Genomic DNA, 19507 nt, shown 5'->3' with positions numbered 1-19507 from the left:
CAACGGGATGGCAAGGCGATCCCCGGGCCGGGTTCACTCCGCATAGCCGAGTGCGCGCAGACGCTCCCTGTCGGCCGGGCTCAGCACGTTCGTGATCGGCGCGCTCTCCGACGGCAGCATCCATGCGTGCATCTGCAACGCGGAGCCGCCGCGCACAGGAGGTGACGATGTCATCGCAAGACGCGCCAGCGGCAACGTCGCGCTGCCGTCGACCGAAGGCGTACAGGATTCGCCCGCGATGCAGACTTCGAGCGTCGCGTTCGGCTCGGTCACGACATTCGCCAGCACGGCGGCATCGGTCGAGAGAACCGCGAAGCGGACTTCGTCGGAATCTCCGGGCGCGAGCAGGCCGGAAGCGCTCATCCCGTCGGCGCGCGGATTCTGCGCAAGATCGTCGCCCTTCTCCATGTCGAATCTCGCAAGATCGAGAAACGGCGCGAGCGGCTTGAGCCCGATCGCAATCCGGTAACGGATCGGTGCCGCAGTGCCGTTCGACAGGCGCACGTGGATTCCGGTGTTGCGTAGAGTCTCGAGCCCGGCGTTGACCAGCGATCGCAGGTCGGCGAGCTCACGCGATCCGGCCCGCTTGTCGACGATGTTCTCGCGCTCGCCGGGATCGTGCACGACGTCGTAGAGCTCTTCACTGCCGCTGCGCATGTCGTAGATGAGCTTCGACGTCGCGGTGCGGACGGCGGCGAGCGGCGGGCTGCGATCGTCGTTGCGGCCGATCGTCGCGAACAGCGTGCGCGCCGGCGCGTCGCCGGCAACGAGCGGCACCAGCGACGCGCCGTCGGACGGCGGCGTCTCGACCTCCGGCGACGCGCGATGCAGAAGATCGGCAATCGTCGGCAGGATGTCGACCGTGCGCGCCAGAGCGTCGACCGACGCGCCGGCTGCCCATCCATCGGGGAATTTCACGATCAGCGGCACGTGCAGCAGCTCGTCGTACAGCGTGTGGCCGTGGAAGAATCCTCCGTGATCCCAGAGCTCCTCCCCGTGGTCCGCGGTCAGCACGATGAGCGCGCGATCGTAGAGGCCGGCCGAGCGCAATCCGTCGAGCAGCTTTCCGAGCTCGACGTCAGTCGCGGCAACGGCGGCATCGTAGAGGTCGGCAATGCGGCGCCGGTCGGCGTCGTCGTAGCGCCCGTTCCACGCGCCCGCGATGTCGTGGAACTCGAGCCCGATCGGACCGTGGTACGAGCGGTCGACGAGCTTCGCCGCGATGTCGGCCGGAGGGTTCAGCGGCACGTGCACGTCGAGGTAGTGCATGTACATCGCGATCCGGTCCGACCTGCGCGCGCCAAACCAATCGATCGCATTGTTCGTCAGCGCAGCCGCATCGAGATCGCCTCCACCAAGATGATCGAACGTGGGGACGAGGCGATCGGTCCATTTCGTCACGTACGGATTGTGGATGAACGCGCCGGTCGATTCGTAGCCGGCCTGCCGGAGAACCGTGAGCAGGGTCGTCTCATGCTGGAGATCGGGAAAGTAGCGCGACGTAAGAATCTGCGGGACGGACGGAATCGTTTTCGGCGCCGACGAGAATGCATTGCGGAAGATGACGCCGTCTCTTGCGAGCATTGCGATGTTCGGCGCCAGCTCGACTCCGTTTCGCACGGCGAGCGCGCGATCTGCGCGCATCGCGTCGACGAGGACGAACACTACGGGGAAAGCGGGCTGCAGCTTGAGGGTGGCCGGGTCCGGGGCTCGTGTGCAGGACGTCACAGCCGCGGCGGCCAGGATCGCCATCAGCCTGCCGCAAAGACGCAGGTCAACGCTCAACGCACCTGACTCCTTTTTGTCGCCGGCATGGCTCCGCTGTGACCAAACCCGGCCGAGGAGGCAAGGCGCCGACGGCCAGCGCGACGGCCGATAGCCCGGGACAGCACCGGGAATTCATCTATTGACAACACTGTAGGTTGAACGTACCTTCGCGTCATCCCGAAGGTTTTTCCATTTTGGTGGTGGTCAGATTGAGCATGTGTGGGGAGCGAGGAGCGGTCGGATCATGAGAACCCGTGGCGTTACACCCCGTCCTTTGCAGTTGAAGACCGCGATGCGCGCGATGGGCGCGCTGATCGACGATCCCGACGATACCGCCCAGGTCTTCCGCATCATACGGGCCCTGTCGGGCAACAGCTTCGAGCGCCTCTTCCAGCGGGTCCTCGCCGACCCGGTCGGGTCGAGGATCCTGAACGAGCGGCGCGACATCCTTCCGGTCCTTCAGGACCGCGACCGCCTGCGGCAACTCCCCGAGGGAACGCTCGGGCGCGAATACGCGCGGTTCCTCGACCAGGAGGGCATCAGCGCCGAAGGCCTGGTCGAAGCGAGCGACGGATTCGACGATTCGGTTTTCCTCGACGACCGCGCCGAGCTGCTGAGCCGCCGGCTGCGCGACATTCACGATCTGTGGCACGTGGTGACGGGGTACCAGCGCGACCTCTTCGGCGAAGTCGCGCTGCTCGCGTTTACCTATGCGCAGATTCGCAACGGCGGCATCGGGTTCATCGTGCTGATCGCGATGCTCAAGGAATGGCGCGAAGGCTACCGCGACGGGCTCGCGCTCAGCCGCGGCGCGTATTTCCGGGGACGGCGTGCAGGGTTCTTCGCCGCAGCCGACTGGGAAGCGCTGCTCGAGAGGCCGCTTGCCGAAGTTCGCCGCGAGCTGGGCGTCACCGAGCTCGCGCCGTACACGCCGCTGTTCTCCGCCGAGGCGGCTGCCGCCAGCTGAGCCGGTGACCGCTGGCGTGAGCTGAATCCGCGGTGATCTACTCGGCCGCCGGCGCCGGCTTCCTGCCGACGATCAGCACGAAGGTCTGCTCCGGGGCGAAGCTCGAGCCCTGCCAGTCGGGCGACTCCTTCTTCTTGTTCTCGTAGTAGGATCGATACCCCCGGCCGCTCGTGACTTCCTCGCCGATGGCCTCGATCGCCTTCTGGGCCGCCGTTACGTACGACGGGGGCTCCGTCTCGTCGCCGACGAAGAAGAGCAGGCCGGGCTTGAAGCGCAGGCCTTCGTTGTCGAGCACCTTGGTGTCCCATCCCTGGTCGCGAAACACGGCGGCGATCTGGTTGGCGAACGACGAGGCCTCGCGGTCCCGCGGATCGACGCGGATCCACGCCTTCTTCTCGTCGCCCGTGGCCTCGGCGAGCGCGTCGATCATCATCTGGCGGGCAGTCTCATCGACCGTACGACCCGACGCATTGGCCGGAGCGGCGGCTGCCCGCGCGGCCGCAGGCCGCGGAGCGGCGGCTTTCGCGGACAGGCTGGCCTGCTGGGAGCGCAGGTTCGCCTGCTCCACCTTCAGCTCGTAGTTTTCGAGCTTGAGGCTCGTGATCCAGAGCGCGGAGCCACCGAGAAGTACCAGTGCAATAACGAGCAGTGTCGACTGTTTCATGGGGACGGGACCCTAGCCCACTCCGTGTTCGCACCCAACCTGCGAGGTCGCCGAGGTTCCACGACACCGGTGCACCGCCTATCCTCACCGGTGATGCAGCGCGGGTGATGCGTCGATAGCCGCGATGATGACCGAGCCGACGGAAGTGGAGAAACGATTGGAATACGGCGAAGCCGGGAGCTCGCGCGATCCGGCGGCGCGCGCACCGTGGTGGAAGACGGCGGTGTTCTACCAGATCTATCCGCGCAGCTTCCTCGACACCGACGGCGACGGCGTCGGTGATCTCGAAGGGATACGCCGCCGCCTCGAATATCTCGTCTGGCTCGGCGTGGACGCGCTGTGGATCTCGCCGTTCTATCCGTCGCCGATGAAGGATTTCGGCTACGACGTGCGCGACTATTGCGACGTCGATCCGATCTTCGGAACCCTCGCGACGTTCGACCGGCTGCTCGCCGAAGCGCACGCATGCGGACTGCGGGTGATCATCGACTGGGTGCCGAACCACACGTCGGACGAGCATCCGTGGTTCGTCGAATCGCGCAGCAGCCGCCGCAGCGCGATGCGCAACTGGTACGTCTGGCGCGATCCGGCGCCCGACGGATCGCCGCCGAACAACTGGGTCGGACAATTCTCTCGCGGACCGGCATGGACCTTCGACGAAGCCACCGGACAGTACTATCTGCACTGCTTCCTGCCGGAACAGCCGGACCTGAACTGGAACGAGCCGGCGGTCGTCGGCGCAATGCACGAGACGCTGCGTTTCTGGCTCGACCGCGGCGTCGACGGCTTCCGCATGGACGTCGTGCATCTGATCGGCAAAGACCCCGGGCTTGCCGACGATCCCGACGACATCCGCGGCGTGACGCACGTGCCGCTCAATCACCGGCCGGAGACGCACCCGCTGCTGCGCGAAATCCGGCGCCTGCTGGAACGATACGAAGGCGACCGCCTCGCCGTCGGCGAAGTCTTCCTTCTCGATACCAAGCAGGTTGCCGAATACTACGGTCGCGGGGACGAGCTGCACCTGTGTTTCAATTTTTCGCCTCTCTACACGCCGTTCGATGCGGCCGCGTGGCGCGACCAGATCGAGCGCATTGACCAGGAGCTCGCGCCGGCATCGGCGTGGCCGACGTGGGTGTTGTCGAATCACGACAACCAGCGTCACCGGACCCGCTACGGCAACGAGTCGCGCACGCGTGCAGCCGCATTCCTCGTCGCGCTGCTGCGCGGAACGCCTTTTCTTTACGCAGGCGAAGAGCTCGGCCTGTCGGACGCGGTCGTTCCGGAACCGCGCCGCGTCGATCCTGCGATGCGCGACGGCTGCCGCGCACCGATTCCGTGGGATGCGTCCGCGACGCACGGATGGATTCGGGACGACAACTGGCTGCCGTGGCCGCCCGACGCCGGTGTGCTTTCGATGGAGCAGCAGCGAGGCGACCCGGCTTCGATGCTCGCCCTTTACCGGCGACTGCTCGACGCGCGGCGCGGGTCGAGCGCGCTTCGCACCGGCGACCAGGAAATCCTGTCGTTCGGCGGCGAGACCGATGCGGCCGTCCTCGCCTTTCGCAGGCACGACGATGGCGACGAGCGCATCGTGCTCGTCAATTTCTCGAGCCGCGATGCGGGCGTGGCGGCCAAAGGAATCGTCGAGGTCAGCTCGGACGGCGCGGGCGAAGGCCGCGCGTTCGGCGGCACCGTGCGCGCGGAAACCGCCGTGCTTCTGCGTCCCGAACGTCTTCGACAGGAGCACGCCAGCCGGTGAGCGCGCTGATCACGCAGACCGACGCCCAGCCGCCGTTCGATCCGGTCTACTTCGAAACGGTCTTTCTCGTTCCGAGCCCGCCGTCACCGTGGCCTTCGCGGTTCGCGATCGTGACGGCGCACAATCCGGACGGCCGGATCGCGCCGGATCAGGCCAACAACGAATACGAGCGCGCGCTTGCCGAGCATCTGCGGCGTGAGCGGATCGATTCGTTCGCGGTCGTCGGTGCGTCGCCCGACCTTCGGCATCACGAAGCCGGGCGCGGATTCGCGTTTGCCGATCTGTCGGTCGCCGCCGACGTCTCGGCGAGATTCCGGCAGCGGGCGTTCTACGTGATCGATCTCGGCGTGATCTTCCTGTGTGTCGATGGATCCGGTCGCGGGTGGGAAGTCGGCGAGTGGCGCGAGCGCCTGCGCACGGCAGCGCGTGGCGGGATGTAGCGGCGGCGGCTCTACCAGGTCGAATCGGCGGTTGTCGCGCCGGCCGGTGCGGCGCTCGCGGTTGTCCGGCTCGCCTCTTCGCCGCCGAGAAACAGGATCGCCCAGTACGTTCCCAGCGGATACTGTTTCGTCTTGCGGAACGTGACGGCGAGCCCGTAGCTGCTGGCCTCCGACACATGCTCGAGCGCGCCGGGCGGAGGCGAGGAAAGATCCATCGACGTGAAGGCCAGCGTCCAGCCGACGCTGCCTGAGGCCGTACCGCGCACCGCACCCGACGCGATCATTTTTTCGAGCTGGCGGTTGAGCTGCTTCGACATCGCACGGTCTTCGACGAGCGGAGTGCTGCGCGAGCGTGACCGCGCGCCCTCGAGAAGCTTGGCGATCCTGGCGGCCGCCTGGTCGTCGGTAACCTGCGGCATCGGCGTCGCGAAGTCTTCCGCAACATAGACCCATTCGCCGCTTGGCTCCGACATGACGCCCGGGCCGACGACGGTCAGCGACGGGTCGAGGATGTTGCGGCGATGGCCGGGAGAAGCCATCAGCGCGCGATGCGCCCTCATCACGTCGCTGTTGTAGGCAACGTTCTCGGCTGCGCCTTTGGCGCTGTAGGCGCTGCGCGACAGTCTTGCTTCGAAATTCGCGCCGTCTCTCGACGAATGATGCGACATCTTGTGGATCGAGCTCATGTCGGCCGCGTGAAGACGGGCAATCTGCGCGAGCATTCCATCCCAGCGAACCGGCGAGATGCCGCGCGACGTGCGCTCGGTGTTGATGAGCTCGAGCAGCAGCGCTTCGTCGCGGCTCGGCTCGGGCAGCGGCACGATGTCGTTCTCCGACTTGCTGCGCGAGCCTTGACGGCCCGCCGTCAGCGCGCCGAACAGTCGCGAGAACACTCCAGGCTTTTCGCTGGCCGGCGCGGGCGCATCGGTAGCGGCGGCCGCATCTCTCTGCGTGCTTCGGCTGCGAATGACAGGTGGCGGCGCGATGCTCACAGCCGCCGTCTCGCGCTCGGTGCTGCGGCTGCGGACGACCGGTGGCGGCGCAATGCTCACCGCGGTCAGCTCGACGGCCGCGGCGCGTTTGCGCGGGGACGAACCCGCTTGCGGCTGCGTCTTCGACGCGGCTTTCGTCGCGTCGGCCGCAGCATGCTCTGCGGCTGCGTCTGCAGCGGAGTCGGCGTCGGCCGTCTCGTCGATCGAGTGCTCGGTCGTGGTCGCTTCGTTGATCGAGAACCATACGGTCGCGGGCGCGTGGGCCCTTGCATGCGCGACGGCCGGTTGATGTCGCCGTGTGGACTGCGTGGTTTCGTCGGCTGCAGCTCCGGCTGTCTCGACGACGTCGAGCTCGTGCACGGCGGAGACGGCGTCGGTGGATGGTTGCGCGCCGGCGTCTGCCGATGCGTGCGCATCTTTCGAAACACCGCGATGCAACGCCGAGCGCCGCGCGCTCAGTCTCTGGATTCCAACACGAATCGCTTCGTCTTCTGTCGAAGCAGTCTCGCGCGACGCTGATTCGCGAACGGAAGGAGAGTGAATCGAAGATCTGTGCGCGGAGACCGAGACGGATTTTTCGGAAGGCGGAGGAGGAAGAACGTGGACGAGGCCGGCGACGTCGCGCTCGACGATGCGCTCTGCTGACGATGCGTTGCTGGAGAGAAGAAGGTTCGATGCGAGAAGCGCAGTTGCGCCGCAAGCTCGCGCGATCGAGCTGCGCCGATCACCCCACAATACCCCTATGATCGTCCCTCCCATTCGCACGCATCATGGGGTGCGGCACTAGAGAACGGAACCTGTTTGGGTGTCACCCAGGCGCGCACAGAAAATATTTTGATTTAGGCCATCTTCAAGAAAGCCGCGGGCTTCTGCCGAAAAGTCAGCGTGGCTGGAGGTGCCGCGGCTCGAAGACTTCGATCGCCTCGGCGATCGCGGCATGCGGTCCGTACAGGACGAGAAGGTCTCCGCTCTGAAGCCGCAACGATTCGTCCGGGTTCGAAACCGGCGTCTCGTTGCGGATGACCGTCAGGATTGCCGCACCGGTGCGGCCGCGCAGGTCGAGCTCGCCGATCGATTTCCCGTCGCCTTCACTGCCCTTCATCACCTCGGCGGTCTCGATGATGCCGCCGCCGATCAGCCGCTCGATATCGGACATCGTCTCGAAGCTTGCCGCGGTGCCCCGAAGCGAATGGTAGTTGCCGAGCCGGATGATGCCTTCCTGCACGCGCGTAACGTGGCGCGGCACGCCGAGCCGCTGCAGAAGCCGTACGAAAATCTCGATCGACGCCTCGAATTCGGCCGGCACGACTTCGGAAGCCCCGAGACGCTCGAGCTCGGCGATCTCTTCGACTCCGTGTGCGCGCACCAGGATGTGCGCCCGCGGATTGAGCTGGCGGGCAAGCGACGTGATTCGCTGCGATGCAAGCGCATCGCTGACGGCAATGACGACCGCACGCGCCGAATGAATCCCGGCCGTCTCCAACGCACCACGCCTCGATCCATCGCCAAAGAATACGGGAAGTCCCTCAGTCGTACCGGCACTCACCCTTGCCGGATCCATGTCGAGCACCACGAACGGGATCGACGTCGACCCGAGCACGCGCGCGACGGCCTGTCCGGTCACGTCGTATCCGATGATGACCACATGAGCCTCGGCTTTTCGCACGGGCCGCGCTGCCTCGCCGGCCGCGAGCGCGAGCCGGCGCGCGCCGAAATAGACAAATGGTGTCGCGGCCATGCTGAGGACGGCCGCACCGAGAAATGCCTGTTCGAAAGCAGACGGAAGAAGCCCGAGCGCGACCGCCTGCCGCGACAGCACGAACGAGAACTCGCCGATCTGCGCGAGCGCGCAGCCGGCAAGCAGGCCCGAGCGCATCGAGCCCCAGCCCACGCCGATCACCACGCCCGATATGGCGCCCTTGATCGCAACCGCACCGATCAGCAGCGCAACCCATTCCCAGTGACCGGCGAGTCCGAACGGATCGAACAGCGCCCCAATGCTGGTGAAGAAGATGGCGACGAACGAATCCCGAAGCGGTAGCAGCTCGGCAAAGACCTGGTGCGCGTACGGCGTGCCGGACAGCGCGAGGCCGGCAAGAAACGCTCCGAGCGGCAGCGACAGTCCGAGGCTCGTCGCGGCCAGTGCCGTCCCGAGCGCAACCAGCAGCGCGACCGACGGGAACAGTTCCGGAAGACGCGCCCGCGCGGTCAGCTCGAGCGCGCGTGGCAGCACGAACCTCGCGAGCGCGACGATGGTTGCAACCGCGATCGCAGCGCGAAGAAGCGCCATCGCCGTCGCGGCCAGCAGCGACTCACCGGGCGCCGCAAAGACCGGCAGCAGGAGCATCATCGGAACCAGCGCGAGATCCTGGAACAGCAGGACTGCGGCGGCCGCCTGGCCGAACGGAGCATCGAGCTCACCGCGTCCGCCGAGCATCCGGAAGACGAGCGCGGTGCTCGACAGCGCGACCAGCGGCCCCGCAACCACTGCCGCCGGCCCCGGCAGCCCCGCCATCCACATCAGGACCGACGTGGCGGCCCAGCTCGCGACCACCTGAACCGTTCCTCCGATGACGAGAAAGCCGACAAGCCGGCGAAGCTTCTCGAGCGAGAACTCGATTCCGACTCCGAACAGCAGCAGCGCCACGCCGATCTCGGCCAGCCGATCGGTGCTTTCGGAATGTTTTGCGAGCCCGAGGACGCCGGGACCGGCGAGCACGCCGACGACGAGGTAGACGACGATCGGCGGTATCCCGATGCGGCGTCCGAATACGCGCTCGGCGAGTGGATTGCCGACAAAGCCGGCAATGAGCAGCCCGGCCACGGCAACGCCGAGCAGCACGACGACGTCGACGAGTATCATCGAGCGGCGGCTCCGCGCGCGACCGCTACGCCAAAGTGGATACGCGCACGTTCGATCCATGCGCGCTTGCCGCATCGGGTACGACGCATCGAGGCAAATCGTCGCAGATTGCAATAACCGCCACTAACGCGCTGCAAAAAGGGATTGCTCACAACGGGATCCGGGCGTTACTGTCCACGTGCAAGGAGCATGCGATGCGAACGGCGCAAATAGCGACGCACGAAAGCATACCGCGACGCGTCTCGTCGCGGACGATGCTCGTGCCGGCGCTCGCCCTTCTTCTCACGCTCGATGCTTCGACGGTGTTCGCCCAGGACGGCGGTGTCACGTTCTCTCCTTACTTGATGACGCGGCCGCCCGTCGGCTCGACCAGCGACGACGCCCTCATCCATGGGATCAGTCGCAAGATCGCGCCTCGGCTCAAAGCCTCGTACGGGCTCGGCCTCGCCGAGGAAACCGATCTTACGTCGGCGTTCCTGCGCTACGACCAGACGCTGGCCTACGGAACCCGAAGCGATCCCGGCTCGCGCGAGAACTGGAGACACTTTCTCGGGCTCGAGTACTCTCCGTTCCGCAGGTTCTCGCTCGTCGGCGGCATCGCCAAGGCGGGCGGACTGCGCGGAGGCTTTTCGCCGACCGGTTACGAGCGCCTGCGCCTGAACACCGGACTACGCTGGGCCGGAGAGAACTGGGGCCTGGACGGCTCGTTCTCGTACATTCCGACCGGAACCAGCCACTATCCGGGCGACGCCGGATACATGCCGGGTCCGGGCAGCGGCTCCAACCCGACCTACTTCTTCTCGCTTTCCGTAACCCGCCGCTTCTGACGCGCCTCCGGGAGCGCCGAGGATGGGCGGGCCGGATTTCCGACCCGGAAGAGCGCCCACGGCTGGGCGCGAATTCGCGGTGCGTGCTATAGCGGCGCGTGCCTGTCGTGACTGCCGAATCCGCCTTTCGTCCCCGCCCCGAGCAGCGCCAGAAGACCATCGTCTTCTGCGAGCCGCCGTACGTGTTCTGGGACCGCAGCATGGACGGCCTTCGCAAAGGCGAAGAGACGATTCCCGGAATGGGCGTGCTGATCCTGGCCGCCGTTGCGCGCGAGCGCGGCTACCGGGTCCACCTGATCGATGCGAAGGAACAGGGACGTCCTCTCGAGGAAGTCAGTCTCGAGATCGCCAGACTCCGTCCCGATTATCTGGGGCTTTCCGCGACGACGATCTCGGTCACGAACGCCGCGAGGATCGCTTCGCGCGTAAAGGATCTGGTGCCCGGCGTCGTGACGATCGTCGGCGGCGCGCACGTCAGCGCAATTCCGGAGCGCACGCTCGAGGCTTTCCCGGACATCGACTACGGCATCATCGGCGAAGGCGAGCATTCGCTGTTCGAGCTTCTCGACCAGCTCGAAGCCGGGGGTTCGACCGACAAGGTGTCGGGCCTTGCCTACAGGCGCGATGGAAACATCGTCGCCAATCCGCGCGCGCCGTACATCGACGATCTCGACGAGCTTCCGCCGCCGGCATGGGACCTGCTCGAGGATTTTCCTCACCGCTTCCAGCCCACTCTGTTCAGCTATCCGAAGTCGCCGGTCGCCTCGCTGATCACATCGCGCGGATGCCCGTTTTCGTGCAGCTTCTGCGACCGCTCGACGTCCGGGCGCAAAGGGCGTCTCCACAGCATCGAGTATGTGGTCGAGCTCTGCCGGCATCTCGAAAGCGTCGGCGTCCGGCACATCCTTTTCGTCGACGACCTGTTCACGGTGCGTCGCGATCGCGTGGTTCAGCTGTGCAACTCGTTCCTCGAAAACAATTTCCAGTTCACGTGGAGCTGCACGAGCCATCCGAACCTGCTCGACCTCGAGACCATGCAGCTCATGAAGCGCGCCGGCTGCTGGCAGATCGCCTACGGCATCGAGTCGGGCTCACCGCGCATCCTCAACGTCGTCAAGCATGAGGTGAAGATCCCGCGCATGCGCGAGACGCTTCGTCTGACGCGACAGGCCGGCATTCGGGCAAAGGGTTATGTGATGCTCGGCCATCCGACCGAAGGCCTCGACAGCCTTTCCGAGACGCTCGAGTTCCTGCGTACGGTCGAGCTCGACATGTGCCAGATCACGAAGTTCACGCCGTATCCGGGCACTCCGGCGTACCCGACGATTCATTCGCACGGAACGTTCGAAGAGAAATGGGAAGAGATGAACGCGATGAACTTCGTGTTCGTGCCGAACGGACTCACGCGCGAAATCCTCGAGACGTACTTCGACCAGTGCTACCGCACGTTCTACTCGCGGCACGACGTGCTGCGCGGGCTTGCCATGCTGATGCTCCGCGAGCCGCGCTTTCTCGGCCGGCTTGCGTCGAATGCCGCTCTCTACCTGCGCAACAAGTCGGGCGCCGCCAGGAACTTCTTCCGGCGCGACGTACCGGCCGAGCTCAAGCAGAGCGCCTGACCTCCTTTCCGGGGACCGCTGCCACCTCACCTGCCCGTCCGGGCCGGCCGCAACTTCGCTATTTACACTTTTGAAAGCCTAAAATCCCTTTAGAAATTCCTCGCTTGCCCCTTCTCATCCGTCTTGACGCCATGCGTGCAAGGCTATTTACTCCCGTGTAAGCATCCGGCTCCGGGCGGGTTCCCGGCGGAACGAAGCCGGCAGATGCCGAAAACCACGAACACAAAGGAGTGAACATGCGAGCGAGGGTCCAGTTTATCGCGACGATGGTCGGGGCTTTTTTTCTCTGGGGCACGGCAGCAGGTGCCCAGACCTGTCCGAACAGTTGCACGCCGGCAATCACCGGCCCGCATGACGGCGTCCACACCCAGTTCGACGGGAATTCCGACGCGGTCCTGTGGCCGCCGAATCACAAGCTGAGAACGATCCAGATTTCTGCAGTGAACAACGACGGTGACGCGTGCAACATCACGATCACCGATGCGCGCCAGGACGAGGCTCTCGACGGCAAGGGCGACGGAAACACATCACCGGATGCGACCAACTGCAGCAACACCGGCAACGATTCTTCGATCGACCTGCGCGCCGAACGCGCCGGCTACGGCACCGGCCGTTTCTACCATGTGTCGTTCACGATGAGCGATCCGGACTGCACGCTGCTGCCGGCCATGGATCAGGCGATCATTCTCGTGCCGCACGACCAGGGCGTGGTGCATCTGAACGCCTACGTCGACGAAGGACCGATCGCCCCCTCGTACTCGGGCGCAATGCTCAGCTGCACGCAATGAGTTGGGGCCGGCGCATCACGAGCCGGCAATGCGGGATGGCCGGCGACGATGCCGATCTGGTGTGGTCGCCGGCCTCTCTCGTGAGCGGCCGCTGACTTTTCGCTGCCGCTGACTTTTCGCTGCCCCTGCGTTATCCGGATCCTCCTGCCAACACGCGACAGCCCGGCGACCCGCAAATTGCCGCGCCTGGAGGACCACCGATGCGCATCGGCGTGCCGAGAGAGATCAAGGACGATGAGAATCGCGTGGCCATCACGCCGTCCGGCGTCGTGGCGCTTCGCGCGCAGGGCCACGAGGTCGCGATCGAGACCGGCGCGGGACGCGGCAGCCGCATCAGCGATGAAGCCTTCGCGAAAGCCGGCGCCGACGTGCTCGCGAGTGCCAGCGACGTCTGGAGCTGCGATCTCGTCCTCAAGGTGAAAGAGCCGCTCGCCGCCGAATACGGCTTCCTTCGCGACGATCTCGTGCTGTTCACGTACCTGCACCTTGCGGCCAACGAGCCGCTGACGCGCGAGCTGCTGAAGAGCCGCTGCACGGCGATCGCCTACGAGACGGTCCAGCTCGACGACGGAAGCCTGCCGCTGCTGGTTCCGATGTCGGAAGTAGCCGGACGGCTTGCGGTCCAGGCCGGTGCGGCTTCGCTCGAGATGTACCAGGGAGGAAAAGGCATCCTGCTGCCGGGAGTCTCCGGCGTGCGTCGCGGTCGCGTGACGATCCTCGGTGCAGGAGTTGCCGGCTTCAATGCATGCGTCGTCGCCGCCGGCCTCGGCGCCGACGTGCGCGTGCTCGACGTCCATCCGCGCCGGCTTGCATACGTGTGCGACGTGCTGCGCGGCAACGTGACCAGCCTGATGTCGAATCGCGCCAACATCGAGGAGTCGGTGGCCGGAGCAGATCTGGTGATCGGTGCGGTGCTGATTCCGGGCGCGAAAGCACCGCGGCTGATTTCGCGCGAGCTGCTGCGCCGCATGGAGCCCGGTTCGGCGTTCGTCGATGTCGCGGTCGACCAGGGCGGGTGCGCCGAGACGACGCGGCCGACCACGCATCACGATCCGCGCTACATCGAAGAGGAGGTCGTGCACTACGCCGTCGCCAACATGCCTGGCGCGGTGCCGCAGACGTCGACGTACGCATTGACCAATGTGACGCTCAGCTATGCGCTCGAAATTGCCGAGTGGGGCTGGCGCGCCGCCGCCGAAGCCAACCCTGCGCTTGCGCGCGGCGTGAGCTGCACCGGCGGCAAGCTCGCGAGCCGGCCGGTGGCCGAAGCGTTCGCGATGCCGTGGCACGACTGGCGATGAAATCCGCCGAACCTTCAGCATCCGGCGCGCCGCTTCGCACCGAGCACGCCTTCGCGTTCAAAGGATGGACCAAGCCCGGGCCGGTTCCGCCCGGCGCAATCGGCCGCGGCCCCGAGCCGGCGACCGGCGAAACGCTCGATGCGATCAGCGGGCACTTCCGGATCTTTCAGCTCACCGACGGCCACCGCTTCTCGACCGACGATGTTCTTACCGCCTGGTACGGCACGACCTGGTGTGCGAGCGCGCGCACCGTGCTGGATCTCGGCAGCGGCATTGGCTCGGTCGGAATGATCGCCGCATGGCGACTGCCCGGCGCGCGCTTCGTTACGATCGAGGCGCAGGCGCAGAGCGTGCGTCTCGCGCACAAATCGGCCGAGTGGAACGGACTGGCAGATCGCTACGAGATCCGCTGCGGAGATTTTCGCGAAGCCGGCGTCGTGCGCGACGATGAACGTTTCGACCTCGTGCTCGCGAGCCCCCCGTATTTCCCGCCGGCAGCAGGCATCCACGGAGGCCATCCGCAGAAGGTCGCGTGCCGCTTCGAAATGCTCGGCGACATCTCGGACTACTGTGCTGCGGCTGCGCGATCCCTCGAAGGCGGTGGAACCTTTGCGTGCGTCTTTCCGGTGTCGCCGGTCGAGCAGCACGAACGGATCCGGCGCGCTGCACGCGAGGCCGGCCTTGCGATCGTGCGATGGCGGCCCGTCGAGCTGAAGGAAGGCGAGCCGCCGCTGCTCGGCCTGTTCGCGATGTCGCGCGCAGCCGATCTGCCCGAAGCAATGCGAAGCCGCACGTGGACGGAGCCGTCGCTGGTGATCCGCTGCCGCGACGGCAGCGTGCACCCCGAATATGCCGCGGTGAAGCTCGCGTTCGGTTTTCCGCCGTAACCGGCCGAGGCAGCTCCGGTCGATGCGACTCGCCTCGGCCTGCCCAACGGCGCTACTCGATGCGACAGCTCCCGCCTTTCATGCTCCCCGACGACGCTGCGCCGATGTCGTAGCGCGAGCACCACAGGTCCGACAGGTGCACGTGGCTCATCTTGAGCCGCTCGTCGGCGCTGTAGCAGTCTGCGCCGCTGTCGCACGGCGCGAAGTCGCCGTAACGATCGACGCTCTGGATGACGCCGCCCGTCACGTGCGCCATGCGCCGCCGGATGTTTCCGTTCAGGTATTTGTCGAACCACGCCAGCGTGTAGTGATACTCGACGTCTTCGTCCCAGCTCGGCGTGTAGGCCCACGGCACGTGCGAATAGTCGAGATGCGTGCCGGCTTCGGTGACGATGATCTGGCGGTCGTGCGGTGCGAAGTCCGTCGTGCCGTCGAGATTGCGGTCGCCGGCAAGGCGATTGTAGCGGCTCTGCATCTCCGGCTCGCGGTTGTCCGTGCTCGGCGGCTGGATGAAGCCGTTGTCGTTGTCTCCGGTGAAAAGCTGGATCGGTACGTTGCCGATGGTGCCGTCGGCATCGAAATGCGACCACGCCACCACCGCTCGCGCACGCACCGGATACGCCGGCGCAGTCGACTGCTGGTACGCGATCGCTGCAGTCGCACCCGCCGAATGGCCCGCGAGGCCGAGCACGTACGGCTCGAGATGATCCTCGGCGCCCGGCGCCTGGTTGACGATCACGGCCGGGTCGATGCGGATCAGGTCGCGCACCGGATTGGCCGCGCTCACCATGAAATTGAGCGCCGTGCCCTGATCGCGAGCGAATCCGCCGCCGACGCTCCCATCGACTCCGTCGGCAATGCCCGCGTCGCCGTTCGGGAACGTGCCTTGCGAAAGGCCCTGGCCCGACACGTCGAACGCCATCGCAATGAAGCCCTGCTCGGCGAGGCGCTCGCCGGCCCAGTAGTACATGCGCTGCGAGCCGACGAAGCCGTCGCAGATGACGACCGCCGGATAGGTTTTGCCGCCCGGTCCGCTGCAGGTGACCGCGTCGGTGATGCCGTCGCAGATCGGCTCGTCGGTCGGCGCGCAGCTGACATCGGGCGGAAGGAAGATGGTTCCGTGCAGACGATTTCCGTCTTCGTCGGGGAAGTTCACTTCCACGGTGCGGCCGGCTGTGTAGTGCGCGTACTCGGGATCTCCGCTCCACGGCCATACGCCTTCGCATGCCTGCGGCGATCCGATGTTGGTTGCCGACGCGCAGTACGCCGAACAATCCGCTGCGTTCTGTGCGACCGTCAGATTGACGGCCAGCGTGTAGGTCGGATCGGTCTGCCGGTTCGTCGAACCCCACGAATCGCCGAGCGTGTCCGAGAAAATCGTCTGGTTCGCGCAAAGGCTGTGGTCACTGAGCGGCGTGCTCGCGGCATCGGCCGGGTTGGAGCACGCAGCGAGCTCGACGTTGTTGGCAAAGCCGTCGCCATCGGCATCGCCATACGGTGCAACGATGCTGAGCAGATTGGGCAGCGACGGCTGCATGGTCGTGGTAGTCGTCGTCATCGTGGTCGACGTGGTTGTCGTCGTCGTCGTTGCCGGTGCCGCGGCAGGATGCTCGCTCTCGAGCATCGAGCGCGCGATCGCATCGTGCGTGTCGACCAGACATACGGCCAGCTCGTCGGCTTCGAACGGTGCGGCATCGTCATTGCAATCGGCGGGAAAGCCGAGGAGAGCCAGGTCGACATCGGCGCAGGCACGCTCGACGGCGTCCGTCAGCTCGGAGCCCGCTTCTTCCAGCGTCGCGTCGGCGTCGCTGTTCCCGGTCGCCGGCCCTTCTTCGAAACATTCCGCACCATCGCCGCCGGCAACGCATCGCTGGCGAGCGTCGAGATTGGTTTTGAGAAACGACTGCGACGCGCGCGTGATCTTTTTCTGGCAGCCCGCAGCGTTCCCGCTGAGCGGCTCGGAGCTCCCGGGAACTTCCATTGCGACCGCGGCATCGATGGCATCGCGATGCGTCGACGCGATGCAGTCGGTCAGATCGGCTGCGCTGAACGTGCCGCCCGTGTCGTCGCCGCAGGCGGCGGGAAATCCGAGACCGGCAAGGTCTTCGTCGGTGCACGCCGCCGACAACTGCGACGCGAGCCCGTCGCGGGCTTTCGCGAGTGTCGCGTCACGCTTGTCGGTCTTGCATCCGGCGCCGGTCGCGGCGCGGACCTCGCAGTCGGCGAGCGCCTTGTGGATCCGCGATTCATAGCGGACGCTCGCGCGGTCGATGGCCGACGCGCAGTCCGTCGACGCGAACGCCTCCCCGCGGCCGGCGACGAAGACGGCCAGACCCGCACCAGATACACAAATGGCGAGCAAAGCCGCACGCTTGCCCGCTCCTCCCAGGGCGATATGCCGCATTCCGACACCTCGTTCCCTCCCCTGGTTCTTTGGCTTGCGACCTAGCTAGCGGGCTTTTTACAAGTCTGTCAATACGGCGCGGAGAAGCCCTCTGAAGGAGCCGCCGGCTGCTTGCCGACGTTTGGCCGAATTGCCCGGGCGCGCGCGAGGCGCCGAAAGCCTTATGCGGAAGGCTTGTTCATGCGCGCCTTCGCCGACGCGCCCAACCGATTGACGAGGCCCGTCATGTGCAGCTTTGCCGCCGCCCATGATCCGACGCGATAGCCGAGCCTGCTCTCGTCGGTTTCGCGGCTGTCGAGGTCGCGGCCGATCGACGCGCGTGACTCCATGCCCAGCTCATCCAGCCGGGCGCGCTGCTCGGCCGACGGCGGCGGATTCGGCAGATCCGTCGGCATGCCGCGGAAGTCGGCAACGTGGATCCACAGAAACTGTTCGTCGGGGGCCACGTCGAGCGTGACGAGATGGGCTCCGGGACCTTCGTTTCCTTCGATCTCGTCGTCGTCGACGACGACCGTCACGGCAACCATCGGAGATCCGAGCACCGGGGACTTCAGCGTGGATTTCGGAGCCGATTTGCTCGCAGTCCAGATCGCGTGAATCTCGTCATCCTGAAAATGACCGTACGCTTCGGTCAGCGTCACACCGATCCCGTGACCTTCCGGGCATTGCCAGGCGTCGAAGTCGCCTTCCTTGAGAGCAGCAAGCGGCGTCCTGCATTGCGGACAGTGGTATCTGGTCTCGCTCATGTCTTCCCCTCCCGATCGTTTCCCGAGGCCGTCGTGTCCCGCTGTGGATGACGGCTGCGTCGGGCGCAGTGCATCAAATGTCTAGCACCGTGACGGGGCGTTGGCGATGTACCTCGCGGGATTTTTGACGATTGACCTGCTGCCGCGAAAGCGGTTCACACAGCATCGTCTGCTTTCAGTTTCCGCGGGGAGGACCGGCACCATGGCGAAGCTTCATCCGACTCACTACGACTTTGGAGCGGAGATTCCGCCGGCGGCCGAAGTCGATCTTGCGACGCTCGACGTCGCCGATCCCGAGCTCTGGCGGCGCGACCTGTTCTGGGACCGTTTCGAGCGGCTTCGCGCCGAGGATCCCGTCCACTACTGCCCCGACAGCTTCTGCGGACCGTACTGGTCGATCACCCGCTACGACGACATCATGGCCGTCGACACCAACCACAAGGTGTTTTCGTCGGACGTCCACAACGGCGGCATCGTCCTTTACGATGCCGATCCGCAGTTTCCGGCCGGATTCATCACGATGGACGAGCCGAAACACACCGCGCATCGACAGACCGTGCAGCCGATCGTCGGACCGGATTTCCTGCGCAAGTTCGAAGAGCTGATCCGCGTACGAACCCAGACCCTTCTCGACACCCTTCCGCGCGGCGAGGCGTTCGACTGGGTCAACACCGTGTCGATCGAGTTGACCACGATGATGCTCGCGACCCTGTTCGATTTTCCGTTCGAGGATCGCCGGCGCCTCACGCGCTGGTCCGACGTCGCGACCGGCGAGCACAACGAGGCGATCTGTCCCGGCGGACGCGAGCAGTGGGAGCGCGAGATGCTCGAATGCCTCGAGGTCTTCACGGGCCTGTGGAACGAGCGCATCAATTCTCCCGAGCGCCGCGGTGACCTCGTCTCGATGATGGCCCACCACGACAACACGCGGAACATGACGCCGAGTGAGTACTTCGGGAACCTTATCCTGTTGATCGTCGGCGGCAACGACACCACGCGCAACTCGATGACCGGTGGCCTCTACGCGCTCAGCAAGAACCCGGACCAGTACGACAAGCTGCGCCGCGATCGCAGCGTCATTCCCAACATGGTCTCCGAGATCATCCGCTGGCAGACGCCGCTCGCGCACATGCGGCGCACGGCGATTGCCGACTGCGAAGTTGCCGGCAAGACGATCCGCAAGGGTGACCGCGTGGCGATGTGGTACGTTTCCGGCAATCGCGACGACGCCATCTTCGAGAATCCGAACGCGTTTCTCGTCGACCGCAAGAACGCGCGCCAGCACATGGCGTTCGGCTTCGGCATCCACCGCTGCGTCGGCAACCGCCTGGCCGATCTTCAACTTCGCATCCTCTGGGAGGAGATCATGCAGCGCTTCGATCGTATCGAAGTGCTCGAAGAGCCGGAGCGGGTACCGAACCCTTTCGTCAAGGGATACAGCCGCATGATGGTCGAGATTCCCGCGGCGTAAGCGACCTGC

Annotated in this window: 15 protein-coding genes; 9 read left to right on the top strand and 6 right to left on the bottom strand. The window is 65.8% G+C overall.

The window, feature by feature from the left end:
• Nucleotides 1-33 precede the first annotated feature (33 nt).
• Complete coding sequence (locus VN634_04360) at nucleotides 34-1785, bottom strand: sulfatase (GenBank protein ID HXC50093.1); 1752 nt, start codon at nucleotides 1783-1785, stop codon at nucleotides 34-36.
• Between the two features lie 226 nt (nucleotides 1786-2011).
• Here VN634_04360 and VN634_04355 point away from each other — a divergent pair, with 226 nt between their 5' ends.
• Nucleotides 2012-2734 (top strand): Coq4 family protein, encoded by a 723-nt coding sequence (locus tag VN634_04355; protein HXC50092.1) that lies wholly within the window; start codon nucleotides 2012-2014, stop codon nucleotides 2732-2734.
• Nucleotides 2735-2771: 37 nt separating this feature from the next.
• On the opposite strand, the gene VN634_04350 is transcribed toward VN634_04355, so the two are convergent.
• Nucleotides 2772-3398 (bottom strand): hypothetical protein, encoded by a 627-nt coding sequence (locus VN634_04350; protein ID HXC50091.1) that lies wholly within the window; start codon nucleotides 3396-3398, stop codon nucleotides 2772-2774.
• Nucleotides 3399-3543: 145 nt separating this feature from the next.
• On the opposite strand from VN634_04350, the gene VN634_04345 reads away from it, so the two are divergent.
• Together VN634_04345 and VN634_04340 are read left to right on the top strand one after the other, a co-directional pair.
• On the top strand, nucleotides 3544-5160 hold the full coding sequence (locus VN634_04345) for an alpha-amylase family glycosyl hydrolase (GenBank protein HXC50090.1): 1617 nt from the start codon (nucleotides 3544-3546) through the stop codon (nucleotides 5158-5160).
• Complete coding sequence (locus VN634_04340) at nucleotides 5157-5600, top strand: DUF3293 domain-containing protein (protein ID HXC50089.1); 444 nt, start codon at nucleotides 5157-5159, stop codon at nucleotides 5598-5600. Before VN634_04345 ends, VN634_04340 begins: the two co-directional genes overlap by 4 nt.
• 11 nt (nucleotides 5601-5611) lie before the next feature.
• On the opposite strand, the gene VN634_04335 is transcribed toward VN634_04340, so the two are convergent.
• The gene (locus tag VN634_04335; GenBank protein HXC50088.1) at nucleotides 5612-7030 is read right to left on the bottom strand and encodes a CAP domain-containing protein; all 1419 of its coding nucleotides are present in this window, start codon (nucleotides 7028-7030) and stop codon (nucleotides 5612-5614) included.
• Between the two features lie 442 nt (nucleotides 7031-7472).
• Nucleotides 7473-9455 (bottom strand): cation:proton antiporter, encoded by a 1983-nt coding sequence (locus VN634_04330; GenBank protein ID HXC50087.1) that lies wholly within the window; start codon nucleotides 9453-9455, stop codon nucleotides 7473-7475.
• Nucleotides 9456-9649: 194 nt separating this feature from the next.
• On the opposite strand from VN634_04330, the gene VN634_04325 reads away from it, so the two are divergent.
• The 5 genes from VN634_04325 to VN634_04305 all read left to right on the top strand — a co-directional run bounded on the left by VN634_04325 (nucleotide 9650) and on the right by VN634_04305 (nucleotide 14877).
• Nucleotides 9650-10282, top strand: a complete 633-nt coding sequence (locus tag VN634_04325) for a hypothetical protein (protein ID HXC50086.1) — start codon at nucleotides 9650-9652, stop codon at nucleotides 10280-10282.
• 107 nt (nucleotides 10283-10389) lie between these two features.
• Nucleotides 10390-11901, top strand: a complete 1512-nt coding sequence (locus VN634_04320; protein ID HXC50085.1) for a radical SAM protein — start codon at nucleotides 10390-10392, stop codon at nucleotides 11899-11901.
• Nucleotides 11902-12137: 236 nt separating this feature from the next.
• The gene (locus VN634_04315) at nucleotides 12138-12689 is read left to right on the top strand and encodes a hypothetical protein (GenBank protein ID HXC50084.1); all 552 of its coding nucleotides are present in this window, start codon (nucleotides 12138-12140) and stop codon (nucleotides 12687-12689) included.
• Between the two features lie 200 nt (nucleotides 12690-12889).
• Nucleotides 12890-13990: an alanine dehydrogenase gene (gene ald / locus VN634_04310; protein HXC50083.1), complete on the top strand. Its 1101-nt coding sequence runs from the start codon at nucleotides 12890-12892 to the stop codon at nucleotides 13988-13990.
• Nucleotides 13987-14877 (top strand): methyltransferase, encoded by an 891-nt coding sequence (locus tag VN634_04305; protein ID HXC50082.1) that lies wholly within the window; start codon nucleotides 13987-13989, stop codon nucleotides 14875-14877. Before ald ends, VN634_04305 begins: the two co-directional genes overlap by 4 nt.
• A 52-nt stretch (nucleotides 14878-14929) precedes the next feature.
• Here VN634_04305 and VN634_04300 read toward each other — a convergent pair whose 3' ends face one another.
• Nucleotides 14930-17281 carry a hypothetical protein gene (locus VN634_04300; protein HXC50081.1) on the bottom strand — a complete coding sequence of 784 codons (2352 nt, stop codon included), beginning with the start codon at nucleotides 17279-17281 and terminating at the stop codon, nucleotides 14930-14932.
• Between the two features lie 161 nt (nucleotides 17282-17442).
• Nucleotides 17443-18027 carry a zf-TFIIB domain-containing protein gene (locus tag VN634_04295; GenBank protein HXC50080.1) on the bottom strand — a complete coding sequence of 195 codons (585 nt, stop codon included), beginning with the start codon at nucleotides 18025-18027 and terminating at the stop codon, nucleotides 17443-17445.
• 202 nt (nucleotides 18028-18229) lie between these two features.
• Here VN634_04295 and VN634_04290 point away from each other — a divergent pair, with 202 nt between their 5' ends.
• Complete coding sequence (locus tag VN634_04290) at nucleotides 18230-19498, top strand: cytochrome P450 (protein ID HXC50079.1); 1269 nt, start codon at nucleotides 18230-18232, stop codon at nucleotides 19496-19498.
• Nucleotides 19499-19507 lie beyond the last annotated feature (9 nt).

The organism is Candidatus Limnocylindrales bacterium, from assembly GCA_035571835.1.
In the GTDB taxonomy this organism is placed as follows: Bacteria; Desulfobacterota; Binatia; order UBA1149; family CAITLU01; genus DATNBU01.
This window is presented reverse-complemented; position numbering and strand designations above follow the sequence as displayed.

Excerpts from the sequence above, each read along its gene's own strand:
- VN634_04355 (HXC50092.1), top strand. The coding sequence starts at position 2,012 with ATGAGAACCCGTGGCGTTACACCCCGTCCTTTGCAGTTGAAGACCGCG.
- VN634_04350 (HXC50091.1), bottom strand. The coding sequence starts at position 3,398 with ATGAAACAGTCGACACTGCTCGTTATTGCACTGGTACTTCTCGGTGGC.
- VN634_04330 (HXC50087.1), bottom strand. The coding sequence starts at position 9,455 with ATGATACTCGTCGACGTCGTCGTGCTGCTCGGCGTTGCCGTGGCCGGG.
- VN634_04325 (HXC50086.1), top strand. The coding sequence starts at position 9,650 with ATGCGAACGGCGCAAATAGCGACGCACGAAAGCATACCGCGACGCGTC.
- VN634_04315 (HXC50084.1), top strand. The coding sequence starts at position 12,138 with ATGCGAGCGAGGGTCCAGTTTATCGCGACGATGGTCGGGGCTTTTTTT.
- ald (HXC50083.1), top strand. The coding sequence starts at position 12,890 with ATGCGCATCGGCGTGCCGAGAGAGATCAAGGACGATGAGAATCGCGTG.
- VN634_04305 (HXC50082.1), top strand. The coding sequence starts at position 13,987 with ATGAAATCCGCCGAACCTTCAGCATCCGGCGCGCCGCTTCGCACCGAG.
- VN634_04300 (HXC50081.1), bottom strand. The coding sequence starts at position 17,281 with ATGCGGCATATCGCCCTGGGAGGAGCGGGCAAGCGTGCGGCTTTGCTC.
- VN634_04295 (HXC50080.1), bottom strand. The coding sequence starts at position 18,027 with ATGAGCGAGACCAGATACCACTGTCCGCAATGCAGGACGCCGCTTGCT.
- VN634_04290 (HXC50079.1), top strand. The coding sequence starts at position 18,230 with ATGGCGAAGCTTCATCCGACTCACTACGACTTTGGAGCGGAGATTCCG.